Source organism: Micrococcus luteus (genome assembly GCF_014138885.1).
GTDB lineage: Bacteria > Actinomycetota > Actinomycetes > Actinomycetales > Micrococcaceae > Micrococcus > Micrococcus luteus.
On sequence record NZ_JACJIK010000001.1, the window covers coordinates 1,162,678 to 1,180,980 of the forward strand.

16 protein-coding genes and 2 tRNA genes are annotated in these 18,303 nt (G+C 74.3%); 9 read left to right on the forward strand and 9 right to left on the reverse strand.

The annotated features are described in order from the left end of the window. Positions 1-94 precede the first annotated feature (94 nt). Positions 95-577, reverse strand: coding sequence for a CarD family transcriptional regulator (locus HDA34_RS05290; protein ID WP_036384689.1), 483 nt, complete (start codon positions 575-577; stop codon positions 95-97). A 201-nt stretch (positions 578-778) separates the two neighbouring features. Between HDA34_RS05290 and HDA34_RS05295 the strand changes: the two genes are divergently transcribed. Next, on the forward strand, positions 779-1,330 hold the full coding sequence (locus HDA34_RS05295) for a hypothetical protein (protein ID WP_036384688.1): 552 nt from the start codon (positions 779-781) through the stop codon (positions 1,328-1,330). 91 nt (positions 1,331-1,421) lie between these two features. Here HDA34_RS05295 and HDA34_RS05300 read toward each other — a convergent pair whose 3' ends face one another. After that, a complete protein-coding gene (locus HDA34_RS05300; RefSeq protein WP_041104721.1) occupies positions 1,422-2,102 on the reverse strand; it encodes a response regulator in 681 nt (226 codons plus the stop codon). Beyond that, positions 2,099-3,328 carry a sensor histidine kinase gene (locus HDA34_RS05305; protein ID WP_036316036.1) on the reverse strand — a complete coding sequence of 410 codons (1,230 nt, stop codon included), beginning with the start codon at positions 3,326-3,328 and terminating at the stop codon, positions 2,099-2,101. The genes HDA34_RS05300 and HDA34_RS05305 overlap by 4 nt, the downstream gene beginning before the upstream one ends. A gap of 163 nt (positions 3,329-3,491) precedes the next feature. Here HDA34_RS05305 and phoU point away from each other — a divergent pair, with 163 nt between their 5' ends. Further along, positions 3,492-4,160: a phosphate signaling complex protein PhoU gene (gene phoU / locus HDA34_RS05310; RefSeq protein WP_036316039.1), complete on the forward strand. Its 669-nt coding sequence runs from the start codon at positions 3,492-3,494 to the stop codon at positions 4,158-4,160. A gap of 61 nt (positions 4,161-4,221) precedes the next feature. Here phoU and HDA34_RS05315 read toward each other — a convergent pair whose 3' ends face one another. Beyond that, positions 4,222-4,980 carry a phosphoglyceromutase gene (locus tag HDA34_RS05315; RefSeq protein ID WP_063189350.1) on the reverse strand — a complete coding sequence of 253 codons (759 nt, stop codon included), beginning with the start codon at positions 4,978-4,980 and terminating at the stop codon, positions 4,222-4,224. A 49-nt stretch (positions 4,981-5,029) separates the two neighbouring features. Between HDA34_RS05315 and HDA34_RS05320 the strand changes: the two genes are divergently transcribed. Then, positions 5,030-5,872, forward strand: a complete 843-nt coding sequence (locus HDA34_RS05320; protein ID WP_060974309.1) for a hypothetical protein — start codon at positions 5,030-5,032, stop codon at positions 5,870-5,872. Positions 5,873-5,897: 25 nt separating this feature from the next. On the opposite strand, the gene HDA34_RS05325 is transcribed toward HDA34_RS05320, so the two are convergent. Next, positions 5,898-6,194, reverse strand: coding sequence for a DUF2516 family protein (locus HDA34_RS05325; protein ID WP_063189348.1), 297 nt, complete (start codon positions 6,192-6,194; stop codon positions 5,898-5,900). Positions 6,195-6,275: 81 nt separating this feature from the next. Between HDA34_RS05325 and tmk the strand changes: the two genes are divergently transcribed. Beyond that, on the forward strand, positions 6,276-6,935 hold the full coding sequence (tmk, locus tag HDA34_RS05330; protein ID WP_073117222.1) for a dTMP kinase: 660 nt from the start codon (positions 6,276-6,278) through the stop codon (positions 6,933-6,935). Beyond that, complete coding sequence (locus tag HDA34_RS05335; protein ID WP_063189346.1) at positions 6,932-8,122, forward strand: DNA polymerase III subunit delta'; 1,191 nt, start codon at positions 6,932-6,934, stop codon at positions 8,120-8,122. The genes tmk and HDA34_RS05335 overlap by 4 nt, the downstream gene beginning before the upstream one ends. Before the next feature lie 29 nt (positions 8,123-8,151). Here HDA34_RS05335 and HDA34_RS05340 read toward each other — a convergent pair whose 3' ends face one another. Further along, the gene (locus HDA34_RS05340; RefSeq protein ID WP_073117221.1) at positions 8,152-8,886 is read right to left on the reverse strand and encodes an HAD family hydrolase; all 735 of its coding nucleotides are present in this window, start codon (positions 8,884-8,886) and stop codon (positions 8,152-8,154) included. A 182-nt stretch (positions 8,887-9,068) separates the two neighbouring features. On the opposite strand from HDA34_RS05340, the gene HDA34_RS05345 reads away from it, so the two are divergent. Further along, a tRNA-Thr gene (locus tag HDA34_RS05345) sits at positions 9,069-9,142 on the forward strand. Positions 9,143-9,216: 74 nt separating this feature from the next. On the opposite strand, the gene HDA34_RS05350 is transcribed toward HDA34_RS05345, so the two are convergent. Both HDA34_RS05350 and HDA34_RS05355 read right to left on the reverse strand, forming a co-directional pair. Beyond that, entirely contained in the window at positions 9,217-9,666 is a 450-nt protein-coding gene (locus tag HDA34_RS05350) for a hypothetical protein (RefSeq protein ID WP_073117220.1), read from the reverse strand. Then, positions 9,663-10,724: an NAD(P)H-quinone oxidoreductase gene (locus tag HDA34_RS05355; RefSeq protein ID WP_081097720.1), complete on the reverse strand. Its 1,062-nt coding sequence runs from the start codon at positions 10,722-10,724 to the stop codon at positions 9,663-9,665. The genes HDA34_RS05350 and HDA34_RS05355 overlap by 4 nt, the downstream gene beginning before the upstream one ends. Positions 10,725-10,860: 136 nt before the next feature. Between HDA34_RS05355 and HDA34_RS05360 the strand changes: the two genes are divergently transcribed. The 3 genes from HDA34_RS05360 to HDA34_RS05370 all read left to right on the forward strand — a co-directional run bounded on the left by HDA34_RS05360 (position 10,861) and on the right by HDA34_RS05370 (position 16,127). Further along, positions 10,861-10,948, forward strand: a tRNA-Ser gene (locus HDA34_RS05360). 142 nt (positions 10,949-11,090) lie between these two features. Next, entirely contained in the window at positions 11,091-13,355 is a 2,265-nt protein-coding gene (locus HDA34_RS05365; RefSeq protein ID WP_134376976.1) for a bifunctional metallophosphatase/5'-nucleotidase, read from the forward strand. A gap of 27 nt (positions 13,356-13,382) precedes the next feature. Continuing rightward, positions 13,383-16,127: an ExeM/NucH family extracellular endonuclease gene (locus tag HDA34_RS05370; protein ID WP_182496703.1), complete on the forward strand. Its 2,745-nt coding sequence runs from the start codon at positions 13,383-13,385 to the stop codon at positions 16,125-16,127. Between the two features lie 84 nt (positions 16,128-16,211). On the opposite strand, the gene HDA34_RS05375 is transcribed toward HDA34_RS05370, so the two are convergent. After that, positions 16,212-18,167, reverse strand: a complete 1,956-nt coding sequence (locus HDA34_RS05375) for an FAD/NAD(P)-binding protein (protein ID WP_060973962.1) — start codon at positions 18,165-18,167, stop codon at positions 16,212-16,214. Positions 18,168-18,303: the final 136 nt, after the last annotated feature.

An 18,303-nucleotide genomic window follows, 5' to 3' on the forward strand; every position in this document is an offset into this window, starting at 1 on the left:
GGACCCCCATGGCGGCGACGGCCGTGGCCGGGGACGAGACAGGGGAGGGGCCCGCGTCGTGGACGCGGGCCCCTCCCCTGTCGTGTGCTGCTCGTCAGCCCTCGAGCACCTTGTCCAGGCGGCCCTCGGCCTCCTCCTCGGTGACCTTCTTGGCCAGCGCCAGCTCGGACACGAGCACCTGGCGGGCCTTCGCGAGCATGCGCTTCTCGCCGGCGGACAGGCCGCGGTCCTGGTCGCGGCGCCACAGGTCACGGACGACCTCGGCCACCTTGTTGACGTCGCCGCTGGCGAGCTTCTCCAGGTTCGCCTTGTAGCGGCGGGACCAGTTGGTGGGCTCCTCCACGTGCTCGGCGCGCAGGACCTCCATGACGTGCTCGAGCCCCTCCGCATCCACGACGTCACGCACGCCGACGAGGTCGACGTTCTCCGCAGGGACCTCGATGGTCAGGTCTCCCTGCGCCACCTTGAGCTTGAGGTACATCTTCTCCTCCCCCTTGATGGTGCGCATCTTAATCTCCTCGATCCGCGCAGCACCGTGATGGGGGTAGACGACGGTCTCTCCGACCTCAAAAACCATGTTGTTGTGCCCCTTTCAGTCGTCTCATTCTATCATGCGGCCTCGTCATGCCGCGCGCGCCGTCACATCGTCGGCCTCCGGATGTGATAGTGGACGACCCGGCGCCACGGGCCGGCCGGCGTCCCGGGATGCGGTAGCCTGACCTGGCAGGACCCCTGCCTCGGGGCTCCTGAGCACGTCATCGCACCTGAGGAGACCTCTGTGAAGAACGCATCCCGGCCCGCCCGGCGCCACCTCGCCGCAGGTGCGCTGGCCGCGGTCGCCCTGCTGGGCGCCACCGGCTGCTCCGCCGTGAGCCCGATCGCCACCGCCATCCAGTACTCCCCCTCGGACGGCATCAACGGCCAGGAGCAGGACTTCCTGAGCTACCGCAACCTCGCCCTCGTCGGCGACGGCGAGTCGGGCCCCGCCCGCCTGATCGGCACCGTGGAGAACACCTCCGGCCAGGATCAGACCTACACCTTCCAGGCCGAGGGCGGCGGCTCCGCGACCCTGAAGGTCCCCGCCGGCGAGAGCCGCAAGCTCGAGGACGAGGCGAACACAACCGTCCTGGAGCGCGAGGGCGTGTGGGTCGGCGAGAACCTGCCCGTGACCGTCTCCGGCAACGGCGGCACCGCCGACCTGGCCGTCCCGCTGCTGAGCGCCACCCAGGAGCAGTACCGTGACCTGCTCCCCGAGGGAGTCGAGCCCTCGGAGGAGGATCTCGTCGGGCACCTCCACGAGGAGACCCACCACTACGGCGAGGAGCACTGACCTCCGCCGGGCCTGCGCCCGGCACGCCACGGCCCCGGCCCCACCGCGAGGTGGAGCCGGGGCCGTCGTCGTCCCGGGTGCAGCGCGCCGGTCAGGCCTCGAACTTGTAGCCCAGGCCGCGCACCGTGACGAGGTAGCGGGGGCTCGAGGGATCGGGCTCGATCTTGGAGCGCAGGCGCTTCACGTGCACGTCGAGGGTCTTGGTGTCCCCCACGTAGTCGGAGCCCCACACGCGGTCGATCAGCTGGCCGCGGGTGAGCACGCGCCCGGCGTTGCGCAACAGCATCTCCAGCAGCTCGAACTCCTTGAGCGGCAGGGACACCTGCTCGCCGTCCACGGAGACGACGTGCCGCTCGACGTCCATGCGCACGGGGCCGGCGCTGATGGTCGCCGACATCGGCTCCTCCTGGTCCCCCTGACGGCGCAGCACGGCGCGGACGCGGGCCACCAGCTCACGCGAGGAGTACGGCTTGGTCACGTAGTCGTCCGCCCCGAGCTCGAGGCCGACGACCTTGTCGATCTCCGAGTCCTTCGCGGTCAGCATGATCACGGGGACGTTGGAGCGCTGGCGCACCTGACGACACACCTCGGTGCCGGACATCCCCGGGAGCATCAGGTCCAGGAGGATCAGGTCCGCGCTGTCGCGCTCGAAGACGCTCAGCGCCTCGTTGCCGTCGGCGGCGACGGTGACCTCGAACCCCTCCTTCTCCAGGAGGTAGGACAGGGGGTCGCTGAACGACTCCTCGTCCTCCACGATCAGAATGCGGCTCATGCGCTCGTCTCCTTCCGGGTCGGGGGTGCGGCCGAGGCGGTCACCCGGTGACCGCGCCGCTCGGTGACGTGGGCGGCACCCGGCGCGCCGTCGACGGCGACACCGTCCCCCCACTCGGGCAGGCGGATGGTGAAGGTCGACCCGCGGCCCGGCTGGGACCAGAGGGTGACCTCCCCTCCGTGGTTGATGACGACGTGCTTGACGATGCTCAGCCCCAGGCCCGTGCCGCCCGTCTGACGCGACCGCGCCGCGTCCACGCGGTAGAAGCGTTCGAAGACCCGCTCCTGCTCCTCCGGGCTGATGCCGATGCCCTGGTCCGTGACGGTGACCTGCGCGAGCCCGTCCACGGAGCTCAGGCCGATGCCCACCGTGGTGCCCTCCGGGGAGTAGCGCACCGCGTTGTCCACCAGGTTGCGCACCGCGGTCATCAGCTGGTCCTGGTCCCCGTGCACCACCGCGTCCACGCGGCCGCCCACGCGCAGCGCGATGCCGCGGTCCTCGGCGGTCAGGCGCAGGCGGTCCACGGCGTCCGCGACGACGGCGTTGAGGTCCACAGGCCCTCCGTCCTGGACCACGTCCTTGGCCTGCAGCCGGGAGAACTCGATGATGTCCTGCACGAGGGCCGTGAGCCGGCGGGACTCGACGCCCAGCCGTGCGGCGAAGCGACGCACCGCCTCCTCGTCCTCCGCGGCGTCGCCGATGGCCTCGGAGAGCAGGGAGATGGCGCCCACCGGCGTCTTGAGCTCGTGCGAGACGTTGACGACGAAGTCGTGGCGCATGGCCTCGGTGCGGGTCACGTCCGTGCGGTCGTCGGCGAGGATCAGGATGTACTCCTCGTCCAGCGGGGCCACGCGCAGCTCGACGACGAGGCTCGACTGCCCGAGGGGTCCTCGGGGCAGCTCCATGCGGCGCTCGACGATGACGCCGTCGGCCCGCACGGTCCGCGTGAGCTCCCGCAGCTGGTCCTGGACGAGCGAGTGCCCCCGCACCAGGCCCAGGGCGTAGGCCGCGGGGTTCGCGCGCACCACGCCGTCGACGTCGTCCACCACCGCGTACGCGCGGCCGACCACGGAGAGGACCTCGGCGGCGCCCGGCGCCAGGGTGGGTTCGCCAACCGTCAGGTCCACCGTCCGCGAGCGCTCGGACGCCCGGAAGGCCAGCATGGAGGCCACTCCGGTGAACAGTCCGACCGCTCCGCACAGCAGGCCGATGATGACGGGATCCACGGCACCAGACTAGCCTCTGGCGGCCCGGAGACGGGCTGCCCCGGCCCCGCCAGACGCCGGACGATCGGCGTTCATGGGCCGTTCATCTTGCCCTGCCAGGGTGGACCGTTGCCCCGGGGAGTCGGGGTCGGCGGCGCACGGGCGTCGCCGGGGAGAGGAGACCATGCGCGAGCTCTACCGAGCCGACCTCGAACGGCTGGGCCGCGACCTGACCGAGATCGCCCGCCTCGTGCACCGCGCCATGATGGACGCGCAGGCCGCCCTCGAGGCGGCCGACGTGCACGGCGCCGAACGGGTCATCTCGGAGGACGCGCGGATCGACCAGCTGCAGGAGTCCCTCGACGAGCAGGCCGTGCGCATCCTGGCGCTGCAGGCGCCCGTGGCCACGGACCTGCGCACCGTCGTCGCCACGCTGCGGATGAGCTCCTCGCTCGAGCGCATGGGCGACCTCGCCCGCCACGTGGCCCAGCTGACCCGGCTGCGCTACCCCGAGCACGTCATCCCGGAACAGGTCCGGACCGTGATCACCGCGATGTGCGACGCCGCCGTGGAGGTGGCCGAGGAGGTCGTCCTGCTGCTCGAGACCCAGGACCTGGCGCACGGGGACCGGATCGACGCCCTCAACGAGGACGTCAACGCGCTGCACCTGTCCGTCTTCCGCGCGATCGCCGCCCCGGACTGGAGCGCGACGCCGGCCACCACCACGGACGTCACGCTGGCCTCGCGCTACCTCGAGCGGTTCACGGACCACGGCCTGTCCGTGGCCGCCAAGGTGCGCTACCTCGTCACGGGCGAGTGGGCGACCCACCGCCCGGACGCCACCGGCTCCTGACCGTCCCCGACGCCACGGGCCGGGCCCCCGGCGGGGTCCCGGCCCGTCGTCGTCGGACGCGTCAGTGCGCGGAGCCCTGGGCGGCCACGGCGGCGGCGCCGGCGGCGGCGGCCTCCGGGTCGAGGTAGCGGCCGTTCGCGGTGATCGGCTTGAAGTTCTGGTCCAGCTCGTAGACCAGCGGGATGCCCGTCGGGATGTTCAGGCCCGCGATGTCCTCGTCCGAGATGCCGTCCAGGTGCTTGACCAGGGCGCGCAGCGAGTTGCCGTGCGCGGCGATCAGCACGGTCTTGCCGGCCTTGAGGTCGGGCAGGATCTGCTCCTCCCAGTAGGGCAGCAGGCGGTCGATGACCTGCTTGAGGGCCTCGGTGCGGGGGGCGTCCTTGCCCAGGTCCGCGTAGCGCTCGTCGCCGATCTGGGAGAACTCGGAGTCGTCGTCCAGGGCGGGCGGCGGGGTGTCGAAGGACCGGCGCCAGACCATGAACTGCTCCTCGCCGAACTCCTCCTTCACCTGGGCCTTGTCCTTGCCCTGCAGGGCGCCGTAGTGGCGCTCGTTCAGGCGCCAGCTGCGCTTGACCGGGATCCACTGGCGGTCCGCGGCCTCGAGGGCCAGGTTGGCCGTGGTGATGGCGCGCTTGAGCAGGGACGTGTGGACCACGTCCGGGCGGATGCCCTCCGCCTCCAGCAGCTCACCGCCGCGGGCGGCCTCGGCGCGCCCCTTCTCGGTCAGCGGGACGTCCACCCAGCCGGTGAACAGGTTCTTCTCGTTCCATTCGCTCTGACCGTGCCGCAGCAGGACCAGCGTGTACGTGGTGTTCGCCATGTCACCATCCTAGGCGGACCCGTCCCGCCGCTCCCCTACGCTGGAGCCCATGGTGGAGAAGGCCCGGCGGCTGCGCGCGCGCACGACGCCCGGCCCAGTCCCGGCACGGGGCCCGCAGGGCCACATCACCCGCGGCACGACGGCGGCGCAGCGGATGCGCCGGGTGGACCGCTGGCTCACGGACGTGCACGGCCCCCTGCTGCGGCGCACTCCCCGCCCGCTGGCCGTGGACCTGGGCTTCGGCGCGGAGCCGGTGACCGCCGTCGAGATGGCCCAGCGGCTGCGCGTGCAGAACCCGGCCCTCGAGCTGGTGGGCCTCGAGATCGACCCCGCTCGGGTGGCCCGGGCGCGGGAGCGGGCCGGCGGCCTGCCGGGGGTCACCTGGGCGGTCGGCGGCTTCGAGCTGCCCGTGCCGCGGCCGCCCACCGTGGTGCGCGCGTTCAACGTGCTGCGCCAGTACCGGGAGGAGGACGTGCCCGCGATCTGGTCCCTGCTGTGCGCGGGGCTCGCCGACGACGGCGTCCTCGTGGAGGGCACCTGCTCCGAGGACGGCCGGCGGGCGGCCTGGGTGGACCTGCGTCGGGACGGGCCCGCGAGCCTGACCGTGGCCCTCCGGCTGGGGTCCTTCGCCCGCCCCTCGGACGTGGCGGCGCGCCTGCCGAAGGTCCTCATCCACCGGCACGTACCCGGCGAGCCCGTCCATCGGCTCCTGGCGGAGGCCGACGCCGCGTGGGCCGCGCACGCCCCGCTCGCGGCCTACGGGACGCGGCAGCGGTGGCTGGCGACGGTCGGCACGCTCCGCGCGGCGGGCTGGCCCGTGCTGGGCGGCCCGCACCAGTGGCGGCGCGGGGAGCTGAGCGTGCGCTGGGCGGCGGTGGCGCCGTCGTCATGAGGGCGGCGCCGACGGCGCGGGACCCTCAGCGGCGCAGGGCCGGGCCCATGTCCTGGCGGGGGCCGGCGAGGTAGACGCACGCCACGCACGCGGCCACGAGGCCGAACATGCCCATCCCGCCGCCCGCGAGCACGCCGAGGAGCCCGACGACGGCGGCGACGCCGGTGAGGATCAGCCAGAAGCTCCTGTCCCGGCCCCCGATGCGGGCGAAGTCGTCGGGGCGGCGCCGGACGACGTCCACCAGCGCCCAGACCTCGAGCACGAGCGCGGCGATCGCCAGGACGCGGAACAGCCAGTGGTCGACGAGCAGGGCGAAGTGCATGGGGGCGCTCATGCCGGTCAGTCTAGGCGGTCGGCCCGGCCGGGTTCCCTCCCCGTCCGGGGCGGCGTCTAGGCTCGAGGCGTGAGCACCCAGACCGAACATCGCGGCCTGTTCGTCGCCGTCGAGGGACCAGACGGATCCGGCAAGTCCACCCAGGCCCGCGCCCTGACCGAGGCCCTGCGCGCCGCGGGCCACGAGGTGGTGCTCACGCGCGAGCCCGGCGGCTCGGACCTGGGCGAGACGCTGCGGGAGCTGCTGCTGGACCCCGGGCACGCCCCCGTGGACCCCCGCACCGAGGCGCTGCTGTTCGCCGCGGCCCGGTCCGCCCACGCCGTCCGCACGCTGCGCCCCGCGCTGGCCCGGGGCGCCGTCGTCGTCACGGACCGGTATGTGGACTCGTCCGTCGCCTACCAGGGCGCGGCGCGCGGGCTGGGCGAGGCGCGGATCGCCGCCCTGAACGAGTGGGCCACGGACGGCCTCGTCCCCGATCTGACGGTGCTGATCGACGTGGACGCGGCCACCGCCGCGGACCGGCGTGACCGCCGCGCGGCGGGGGGCGAGGGCAGCCCCGACCGCATGGAGCGGGAGACGGCGGACCGGCACGAGGCCCTGCGCGCCGCCTTCCTCGCGCGCGCGGCGGCCGCGCCCGAGCGGTACCTCGTGCTCGACGGCGCGCTGCCGCCGCAGGAGCTCACCGCCCGCGCGCTGGCCCGCGTCACCGCCCAGGCGGCCGACCGATGACGGCCCCCGCCCCCGCCGTGTTCGCGGACCTCGCGGGCCAGGAGGCCGCGGTGGCCCAGCTGCGCCGCGCCGCGGCCGAGGACCGTCCCACCCACGCCTGGATGTTCACGGGCCCGCCCGGCTCCGGCCGGTCGACGGCGGCGCGTGCGTTCGCCGCGGCCCTGCAGTGCGAGGTCGCAGACCCGGCGGCGCGCGGCTGCGGCGAGTGCCACGCGTGCCGCACCGTCCTCGGCGGCACCCACCCGGACGTGACCGTGTTGGCCACCGAGGCGGTGAGCTATCGGATCGAGGACGTCCGCGCCCTCGTGGAGGCCGGCCAGTCCACCCCCGCCACCGGGCGCTGGCGGATCTTCCTCATGGAGGACGCGGACCGCATGACGGAGCGCGCCACGAACGTGCTGCTCAAGGCCATCGAGGAGCCGCCGGCCCGCACGATCTGGATGCTGTGCGCCCCGTCCCCCGCGGACGTGCTCCCCACCGTCCGCTCCCGCTGCCGGCTGATCACGCTGAGCATCCCCGCCGTGGAGCAGGTGGCGGAGCTGCTGCACCGCCGCGACGGGCTGGACCGCGAGACGGCGCTCACCACCGCCCGGATCTCCCAGTCGCACGTGGGCATGGCCCGCCGCCTCGCGCGGGACCCGGAGGCCCTCGAACGCCGCGAGCGCATCCTCTCCCTGCCGCTCCAGGCCACCGCCGTCTCCGACGCGATGGCCCTGGCCGCCACGTTGGCCGAGGTGTCCAAGGCCGAGGCCGAGTCCGCCGCCGAAGCCCGGGACGCCGAGGAGCTCGAGGCACTGCGCCGCTCCCTGGGCCTCGAGCCCGGCGAGCCCGTCCCGCCCAAGCTCCGCCACCACGTCAAACGGCTCGAGGAGGACCAGACCCGCCGGCGGCGCCGCGCCGTCCGGGACTCGCTGGACCGGGCCATGATCGACGTCATGGGCCTGTTCCGGGACGTGCTGCGCGTGCAGCTGGGGGCCGACGGCGAGCTCATCAACGAGCACCGTCGGGACGAGATCGAGGCGTACGCCCGCGGCGCCGCCGGCGACTCGGCCGAGGTGCTCGCCCGGATCGACGCCGTCACCACGGCCCGCGAGCGCATCGCCGCCAACGTGCCGGAGCAGCTGGCCCTCGAAGCCATGATGCTGGCCCTGCTGCCCCGCCGGGTGCGCACCCCGCGACGTCGCTGAGCGGCCGCGCGGGGCGGGCCGGCGCCGGCTCAGCGGGTGCGGACCACCAGGTCCGGCACGTCGGCCAGGCCCGGCACCACCCGGTCCGCGCCCGCCGCCAGCAGGACGTCGTCCGCGTCGCGACCCGTGCGCACGCCGACCACGAGTCCGGCCCCCGCGCGGCGCCCGGCCGTCATGTCCTCCGCGGTGTCCCCGACCACGAGGACGCTGCGGACGTCGTCGAGGTCGAGACCGAGCAGGGCGGTGAGGATCATGTCCGGGTAGGGGACGCCGCGGCCGGCGTCGTCCGGGGAGAGGCTCAGATCCGCCAGGCCCATCCACCCCAGCGACTCGAGGATCATGTTCTGGGTGTGGCGGGCGTAGCCGGTGCAGAGGCACACGTGGAGGCCGAGGGCGCGCAGGCGGACGAGCGCCTCCTCCGCGCCCGGGACGGCCTGGACGCCGTGCTGGCCCAACAGCGCGTCGAAGGTCGCCTCGAACGTGCGGGTCGCCGCCGCGGCCACCGCCCGGTCGGCGAACACGCGGGGGAACACGGCCGTGCGCGAGGTGGGCCGGAGCGCGCGGAACCGCCGCGCGGCGTCGTCGTGCTCCGGCGTGCCCGCCGGGACGCCGTGCTGGTCCAACGTGCGGGCGAACGCCGTGTCCTGGAGCCCGTGCTCCACGATGGACGTGCCGGACATGTCCACCACGGCCAGGCGGAGGGGCACGGCTGACGAGGCCGCGGCAGGGGGTGCCGGGGTGCGAGGGGCGTGGGGCAGGCTCATGCGTCTCCCGTCGACGGTGTGTGCCCACCAGGGAACCGTCCCCGTCTGGCCGCGGCATGGCCTGGGGGTGAACGCCCGCAGAAGGGGCGGGCCACACTCGGTGGCCCGCGCGCCCAGCCGTGCGGTGGAATCGGGGCCGCGAAACCGGTATGCTCGTCAGCCGTGGCCGTTCACGGTCACGTGCCTCCTTAGCTCAGCTGGCCAGAGCAGCTCCCTCGTAAAGAGCAGGTCGCCGGTTCGAATCCGGCAGGGGGCTCCCCCGGGCCCCGCCGCGTGATCACGCGGCGGGGTCCTCTCGTCTCCGGGCCGGCCCTCCGGGGCGCGCCGCCGTCAGAGCCTGGCTCCCAGCTCCTCCGCCCGGTCCAGGTGGCCGAGGGTGCGTTCGGCGTGCCGGCCGACCGACTCCGCCGAACCCTGACCGAGCCGGTACAGGGCGAGGGCCTGGGCGGTCGCGGCCAGCTCGTGCGCGGCGCGGGAGAGCTCACGGTGGACGTCGGCGGCCTCGGCCGGGATGTGCTCGCCGTCGCCCTCGTGGTCCCGGTGCAGGCGGACGCACAGGGCGCGGACCGCGGGGAGCCGTTCCGTGAGGACGTTGCCGGCGTGGACCACGCCGTTGCGCTCCTCGGGGCTCAGCACGTCCGTGCCCCGCTGGCCCTCCAGCACCTGCCAGTAGCGGTCCAGGGCCCGGCCGAGTCGGTCGTGGGCACGGCGCCACAGCCCCGTGCCGAGCTCGCGGTCGTCGGCACGCTCCTGACGGAAGCGTGCGAAGGGCCCCCTCATGCGCGGTCGCCGGACGGCCGGCGCGCGTCGGCGGGGTCGGTGACGAGCACGACCTTGCCCGTGCGGGTGGCGGAGTCGAACCAGTCGAACGCCTCGGCGGCCTCGGCGAGCGGGAAGCACGCCCCGACGCTCGCGTCGATGCGGCCCGCCGCCACCAGGGGCCACACGGCACGTTCGGCCGCGGCCACGATCCCGGCCTTGTCCACGACCGAGCGGGAGCGGAGCGTCGCCCCCGTGAGCCAGCCGCGCTTGACCACCAGCTTCATGATGTTGAAGTCCTCCGGGACGGCGCCGCCCTGGACCGCGAGCGTCACGATGCGTCCCTCGGGGGCGAGCGCGGACACGTTGGGCGCCAGGTACGGGGCGCCGACGACGTCGAGGATGACGTCCGCGCCGTGGCCGTCCGTGACCTCCTTGACCCACGGGGCGAAGGCACCGGACTCGGCGGCGCGGTGGTCGAACATGTGCTCGGCGCCCAGCCGCCGACCGAGCGCCACCTTCTCCGGGCCGCCGGCGGTGCCCAGCACCCGTGCACCGAGCGCGGCGAGGAACTGGACGGCGAAGGAGCCGATGCCGCCGGTGGCGCCGTGCACGAGCACCCGGTCCCCGGCCTGCACGCCCGCACGGCCCACGAGCGCCGAGTGCACCGTGCAGGCGACCTCCGGCAGGGCCGCCGCCTCGACGAGGCCGACGCCGTCGGGGACGGCCATGAGCTGGCCCGCCGGCACGGCGACGTACTCGGCGAAGCCCCCGCCGGCCAGGAGAGCGCACACCCGGTCACCGACGGCGAAGCGCCCCTCCCCCGGCATCCCGGCCTCGGGTCCCAGCGCCGCCACGGTGCCGGAGACCTCGAGCCCGGGGATCTCGGAGGCGCCGCGCGGCGGCGGATAGCGGCCCTCGCGCTGCGCGATGTCCGCGCGGTTGAGACCCGCGGCGGCCACGTGCACCAGCACCTCGCCCGGGCCGGGGTCCGGCACGGGCTCGTGGCCCACGCGGACGACGCCGTTGTCGCCGGCACCGGTGAATCGCACGGCGCGCATCTGTGCGGGGACGTCCATGGGGGTCTCCTCCTCTGGTCGGGGGTCGAGGGTCCATCCTCGCGCGCGGGGGCCGGACTCGCCACCGGTCGCCCGCCGGGCCACGGGCTAGAGTGGGTCCTCGACGCGGCGGCCCACGCCGTCGCGGTCAGGCCCGGGATGGTTGTCCGAGCGGCCGAAGGAGCCGGTCTTGAAAACCGGTGCGCGGTGACCCCGTGCCGAGGGTTCGAATCCCTCACCATCCGCGTGCACACGACGAGAGGCGGCGGGCCGGACGGCCCGCCGCCTCTCGTTCACCTGGAGGCCACCTGGATGTGATGGACTCCGCGCGTCACCCCGCCGTCCACCGGCGGCGCACCTCTGTCATCACGCATCCCGGGGAGAGCCATGCCCAGCCTGTTCCGCCGCCGTGCCGTCACCACGGCCGCCTGCACCGTCCTCGTCCTCGCGCCCGCGAGTGCGGCGCCCGCCCTCGCCGTCGAGACGGCCGCCGCGGACGAGACCACCATCTCGATCCTGTCCTTCAACGACTTCCACGGCGCGCTGTCCGGGGACTACATCGGCACGCAGTTCGCGGACACCGTGGAGGACTACCGCACCGCGTTCGAGGCCGAGCACGGCGCCGGCTCCACGCTGCTGACCAGCGCCGGCGACCTGATCGGCGGCTCGAAGTCCGTGTCCAACGTGCAGCAGGACAACCCGACGATCGACGTGATGAACGCGCTCGGCCTGGCCTCGCTGACCGCCGGCAACCACGAGTTCGACAAGGGCCTGGACGACCTGCAGGGCCGCGTGGAGTCCCGGGCCCAGTTCCCGGTGCTCTCCGCCAACCTGGTGGACCCGACGAGCAAGGAGCCCGTCCTCACCTCGCACGCCGTCTTCGACGTCGACGGCGTGCGCGTCGCCGTCATCGGCGCCTCCCCCAACGAGCTGTACGCGACCACCACCGGCGCGGGTCTGAAGGGCAACGAGGTCCTCGACGAGGTCGCCGCCGTGAACGCGGTCGCCGACGAGCTGGCGGCCCAGGACGCCGCCGACGTGATCGTGGCCTCGTACCACGACGGTGCCGCCGGTGCGGGCGAGCTGGCCGCCGAGCGGGCGGCCCGGGCCGAGTTCGACCGGATCGTCGGCGAGACCTCCTCCGCCGTGGACGTCATCTTCAACGCCCACACCCACCAGCTCTACCAGTACGACACCACGGCCGGCGGCGCCCACCGCCCCGTGATCCAGGCGGGCGCCTCCGGCAGCCACCTGGCCGCCGTCGAGCTGACCGTGGGCGCCGACGGCGAGGTCACCGGGCTCACCCCGCGCCTGCTGACCCGGTCCACGCAGGCCCCCGCCGAGGCCGCCGCGGAATCCCCCGTCACCGCCCAGGTGTACGCGATCGAGCAGGAGGCCGTCGCGGTCTTCGAGGACCTGCAGGGCGAGGTCGTGGCCGACCTGTCCGCCTCCATCACCACCGACTACCAGAAGCTCATCGACGCCGGCGGCTCCTGGAAGGCCGGCGGCACGCGCGCCGCCGAGACCACCCTGGGCACCTGGGTGGGCGACGCCGTCAAGCACGCCGCCGAGCAGGCGAACCCCGAGGTGGACCTCGGCGTGACCAACCCCGGCGGCCTGCGCTCCGAGCTGCTGACGGACCGCTTCACCGACGGCGGCGCGTTCCCGGCCAAGCCGGCCGACCTCGTCGGTCGCCTCACCCTGGGCGAGCTGCTCGACATGGCGCCGTTCGGCAACACCATCACCTACTTCGACATCCCGGGCTCCTCCATCAAGCTGGCCCTCGAGGAGAACTGGCGGAACGACGTGCGCAAGTTCACCCTCGGCTGGTCCGAGGAGCTGACCTGGACCTACGACGAGTCCCGCCCGCAGGGGGACAAGGTGACCGGCGTGTGGATCGACGGCGAGCCGCTCCAGGCGGACCGCATGTACACGGTGGCCAGCCAGTCGTTCCTGGCCGACGACACCTGGACGACGCTCGGGGACCCGACCAAGGCCCCCGACGGCTACACCGCCTTCGCGACCGGCCGCCAGAACTTCGTGAACATGGGCCTGTTGGACTCCCAGGCGATCACGGACTACGCCCGCGCCCAGGACGCGGCCCACGGCGCCGTCGCCCCGGACTTCGGCAAGAACGGCGTGCCGGTCACCGACGCCCCCGCCTCGGTCGAGGCCGGGCAGGCCGTCGGCCTGACCCTCGGGGACCTCGTGGTGGACTCCGACGGCGCCCCCGCGGCGACCGCGGTCGACGTCGCCTTCCGCACGGCCGACGGCACCGAGACCGCCCTGGGCACCGTGGCCGTCCCCGCGGGCTCCGAGACCGTCACGCTCTCCGGGATCACCGCCCCCGCCGCGGCGGGCACGGGCGAGCTCGTGATGACCGTGCGCTACGCCGACGGCAGCACGACCGTGGTGCGCCATGCCCTCGAGGTCACCGCGGCCCCGTCCCCCACCGAGCCGGAGCAGCCCGCCCCGACCCACCCGGGCAAGGGTCATGGCAAGGGCCATGACAAGGGCGCCGACCACCCGGGCAAGGGCCGCGTGAAGGGCGAGGACCACCCGGGCAAGGGCCGCGGCGTGCAGCGCGGCGCCGCCACGCACCCCGTCTTCTCCGCCCATGCCTGGCTGACCGCCGCGGGCCTGCCGCGCTGACCCATCGAGAACGAGACCGAGGACGACATGACCCCCCTGCCCCGCTTCGCCGCGCGCACCGCGGTGACCACCGCCGCCCTGGCCCTGCTCGCCCCCGCCGTGGCCCTGCCCTCCCAGGCCAGCCCGGCCGGCGACTCCCTCGTCATCAACGAGGCATACACCAACGGCGGCTCCGCGAACGCCGTGTACACCCACAAGTTCGTGGAGCTCTACAACCCCACCGACCAGCCGATCAACCTCGACGGCTGGTCCCTGCAGTACCGCTCCGCCGCCGGCACGGCCGCGACCCAGGGCACGGTCGCGCTGTCCGGCACGGTGCCCGCGAAGGGCCACTTCCTGGTCTCTGGCGGCTCCAACGGCACCGCGGGCGCGGCCCTGCCGCAGGCAGACCTCGTGGCCGGCGGGGCGTTCAACCCCGCGGGCACCAAGGGCACGATCGTGCTCGCGCGCCAGGCGGGCACCGTGACGGACCTGCCGGTCGGCTCCGTGGTGACCGGCCAGGTGCCGGGCGTCGCGGACGTGCTCGGCTACGGAGCCACGAACACCTTCGAAACAGCGGCTGCCGGCGCCCCCTCGGCCAACTCGGACCCGAAGTCCCTCACCCGCACGAACGGCGTGGACACGGACGACAACAGCGCCGACTTCACCGTCACCGACCAGGTCACCCCGACCAACGCCGCCGCCACCGGCGGCGAGCCGACCCCGGAGCCCGAGCCGCAGCCGACCCCGGCCGAGCGGATCACCATCGCCCAGCTCCAGGGCACCGGCACGGCCACCCCGTACGCCGGGCGCCAGGTGACCACCACCGGCGTCGTCACCGCCGTGTACTCCACGGGCGGCTACGACGGCTACTACATCCAGACCGCCGGCACCGGCGGCGACACCCCCGACGCCACCCCGGGCGCCTCCGACGGCGTGTTCGTGTACTCGCCGGACACGGTCGGCTCCGTGACGCTCGGCGACCACGTCCAGGTCACGGGCGAAGCGGCCGAGCACTACGGCCTCACGCAGATCAAGGTCGCCGCCGGCGGCGTGCTGCCGGTCGCCGAGCCCGGCGCCGTGGCCCCCACGCCGGTGGAGTTCCCGCTGGAGGAGGCCGACCGTGAGGCGCTCGAGGGCATGGTCCTCGCCCCGCAGGGCGACTGGACGGTCACGGACAACTACTCCCTCAACCAGTACGGCTCCCTCGGCATCGTCCCCGGCACCACGCCGCTGGACAACCCGACGTCCGTGGCTCGGCCCGGCGCCGAGGCCCAGGCCGTCGCGGCCGCCAACGCGCAGCAGCTGATCGTGCTCGACGACGGGGCCACCACGAACTTCATGCGCTCGCCGGGCAACCAGAATCCGCTGCCGTACCTGGACGCGGACCAGCCGGTGCGCGTGGGCGCGGGCCTGGAGTTCACCACCGGAGTCATCCTCGACTGGCGCTTCGACGCGTGGTCCTTCCAGCCGCTGGGCCACCTCACCGATGCCACGGCGGCCGCCGTCCAGCCCGTGACGATCGAGGACACCCGCCCGGCCGAGGCCGCCCCCGAGGCGGTCGGCGGCAACGTCACCGTCGGCAGCTTCAACGTGCTCAACTACTTCACGACCCTGGGTCAGGACGTGGCCGGCTGCAGCGCCTACCGCGACCGCGCCGGCAACCCCGTCACCACGAACGGCTGCCTGCCGCGCGGCGCCTACACCTCCGAGGCGTTCGCCCGCCAGCAGGAGAAGATCGCGGCCGCGATCAACGGCCTCGGCACCTCGGTGGTCGCGCTCGAGGAGATCGAGAACTCCGAGAAGTTCGGCCTCGACCGGGACCACGCGCTGGCCCACCTCGTGGAGGCCCTCAACGCGCAGGCCGGCGAGCAGCGCTGGGCCTACGTGGCCTCCCCGGCCACCCGTCCCGCGCTCGCGGACGAGGACGTCATCCGCTCCGCGTTCATCTACCAGCCGGCCGAGGTCACCCCGGTGGGCGAGTCGGTGATCCTGGACGACCAGACGAACTTCGACAACGCCCGCGAGCCGATGGCCCAGCTGTTCCGCGCCGCCGACGGCACGTCCGAGGGGGCGGCCGGCACCGACTTCGTGGCGATCACCAACCACTTCAAGTCCAAGGGCGGCTCGGGTGCGACCGGGGACAACGTGGACGCGGGCGACGGCCAGGGCGCGTACAACGCGGACCGCGTGGGCCAGGCCGAGGCCCTCGTGGCCTTCGCCGAGCGCATGAAGGCCGAGACCGGCACCGACCGCGTCCTGCTGATGGGCGACTTCAACGCCTACGAGAAGGAGGACCCGATCCGCGTGCTCGAGGCGGCCGGGTACCTCTCGCAGGGCGCGCTCACGGGCGAGTACTCGTACGCGTTCGGCGGCGCCGTCGGCAGCCTGGACGGGATCTACGCCTCGCCGTCGGCGGCGACGGCGATCACCGGCCAGGACATCTGGATGATCAACGCGAACGAATCCGTGGCACTGGAGTACTCGCGCCACAACTACGTGGCCGAGGACCTGTACTCCGCGGACCAGTGGCGGTCCTCGGACCACAACCCGATCCTGGTGGGCCTCCAGCTCGACGCGCCCGTGACCGAGCCGACCCCGGAGCCGGAGCCCTCCCCGGGCGAGACCTGCGACGGCGTGACCGATCCGCGCGGCGTGCCGGGCAAGCCCGCGAACTCCGTGCGCGAGTGGCTGCGCTGCGTCGGCGCGACCCCGGGTCACGGCGGCGACCACCCGGGCAAGGGCCACGGCCCGGAGCACCCCGGCAAGGGCCGCGGGCCGGTCCGTCCCTGACGGGACGCGGGGCGCCGCACCCGGCATGACGACGGCGGGGCCGTCCGGGAGCAACCCGGACGGCCCCGCCGTCGTCGTGGGGGCTCAGCCGGCGAGCACGGCCGTCGCGGCGGCGTCGGCGTCGGCGAGGAAGAGGGCACGTCCGGCCGGATCGGCCCCGGCCTCGGCCGCGATCGCGGTGCCCCACTGCACGCCCGAGAGCTGCAGGCCCAGCACGAACACGTCCGCGTGGACCGTGCCGTCCGCGGCCCGCAGCCGGTACGGGCGGGCCGTGACGTCGAAGCCGGTGGCGGGCACGCGCACACCCTCCTCGTCCTCCCACGTCCCGGCCGCGGCGACGCCGTCCGCCAGCATCTGACGGACCAGCGGGGAGGCGGCGGCCTGCACGCGGTTGGGCGGCATCATCGCCTCCACCAGCCAGGCCCCCTCGACGACGGCGGGCCCCAGCGAGTCCTGCGCTCCCACCTGGGGGCTGTGGGCGGTGAATGCGTGTTCCTCGGCCTCGACCACGGGCGCGGGGCCGGCCCAGGTGAGCAGGCCGGCCCGGTGCACCGCGAGCATCTGCTCGACGCGCCACAGGGGCGGCCCGGAGGCGAGGCCCTCGACCAGCGGCTCGAACCAGCCCTGGACGTCCCGGATGCGGGAGGCCTCGGCGATCCGGCCCTCGGCGATCCACGCCTTGATCCGCAGTCGGCCGGCATGGAGCGCGCCGACGGCCATCATGAACGGGGACTCCTCCCCGAGGGCGGCCTCCACGCAGGCCTGCTCCATGAGGTCCGCGACGGCCCGCTGATAGTCCTCGTGGGAGGCGAACACGGCGTCCTCGAACGGGGACCCATAGGCCAGGATGTCGAGGAAGCGGCGGCCGGGGGCGTACCGCTGGAGGAGCTCCTCGGCGTGCGCGGAGGTCACGGGGGCGCCGCGGCCGGCCTCCTCGAGCTGGCCGACGAGCTCCCCGAGGAACCGGCGCGCCTCGACGGGCCCGCCGAGGATCTCGGGCTGGGCCCGGACGAGCGTGGCGTAGTAGTGCCGGACCACGTCGCGGTGCAGCAGCGGCCAGAGGTGCTCGGCGAGGTCCAGGGCCCCGTGCCGGGCGGCGAGGGCGTCCACGGCGGCGTCGGAGAGGTAGCTGAGGGTGACGCCGCGGGGCACGAAGGCGTCCACCTCCGCCTTGGGCAGGTACGGGATGCCGCGGCGGGACATCAGGTGCAGGCGCGGCTCGTCCCCCGACGGCTCGTACCGCAGGGCCCGGCCGGGTCCGTCGCCGGTGCGGCGGTACACCCCGCCCCGGCCCTGGGTGAGCTGGGCCAGCAGGTCGAACGCGTTCAGGCCCATGCCCCGCACGAGGACGTCCGCCCCGGCCTCCACGGTCTCCCAGTCCACGTCCGAGGGGATCTGCGGGCCCTGGTAGTGCAGCTCGTCCCGGCCCCGCGCGGCGGCGGCCATCCGGTTCTGGCCGGGGCTGAGCTCCGCCGGCTGATGGCCCAGGCAGAGCACGACGGCGTCCGCGTCGAGCGCGGAGACCGCACCGTCGGCGTCCCGCAGCTCCAGGCGGGCGCCGCCGTCGGGCCGGGGGTGCAGGGCGGTGGCCTCCGCGCGGTGCTCGACGACCTCGACGACCTCGGGGCGGGCGCGCAGCCCCGCGACGACGTCCTTGTACAGGTGCCGGAGGTAGCGCCCGTAGACCGCTCGGGCCGGGTACTGGTGGCGGCGCACGCCGAGGCTGGCCTCCGGGTGCACGCGACGCCACTGGTCGAAGGTCTGGGCGGCGGTGGAGGGGCGCAGACCGGGGTTGTCGGCGGCGCACGCGGTCGGGAAGAACGCGGGGGTGTTCATGAGGTACAGCTCGGACTGGTCCGTGCGCCACACCCGCCCTGGCCCGGGCGGATAGGGGTCCACGACGTCGATGCGCAGCCGCCGGGGGTGTGCGTCCGGGGCCGCGCCCTCGAGTCGGGCGAGGATCCGCTCCAGCAGCATGACGCCGCGGGGGCCGGCTCCCACCACTGCGAGGCGGCGCTCGGCCACCAGGGGCTCGGACATGGGGCCTCCACTCTCCTCGGGATCGTTTTCACGCCTGCGGCGCGCGTATTCCACACAATATCGGTGGCCGTCAAGGGTCGCGGACCGCATGCGCCACACTCCCACCGATCCCCCAGGATCCACAGCAGGCCCGGAC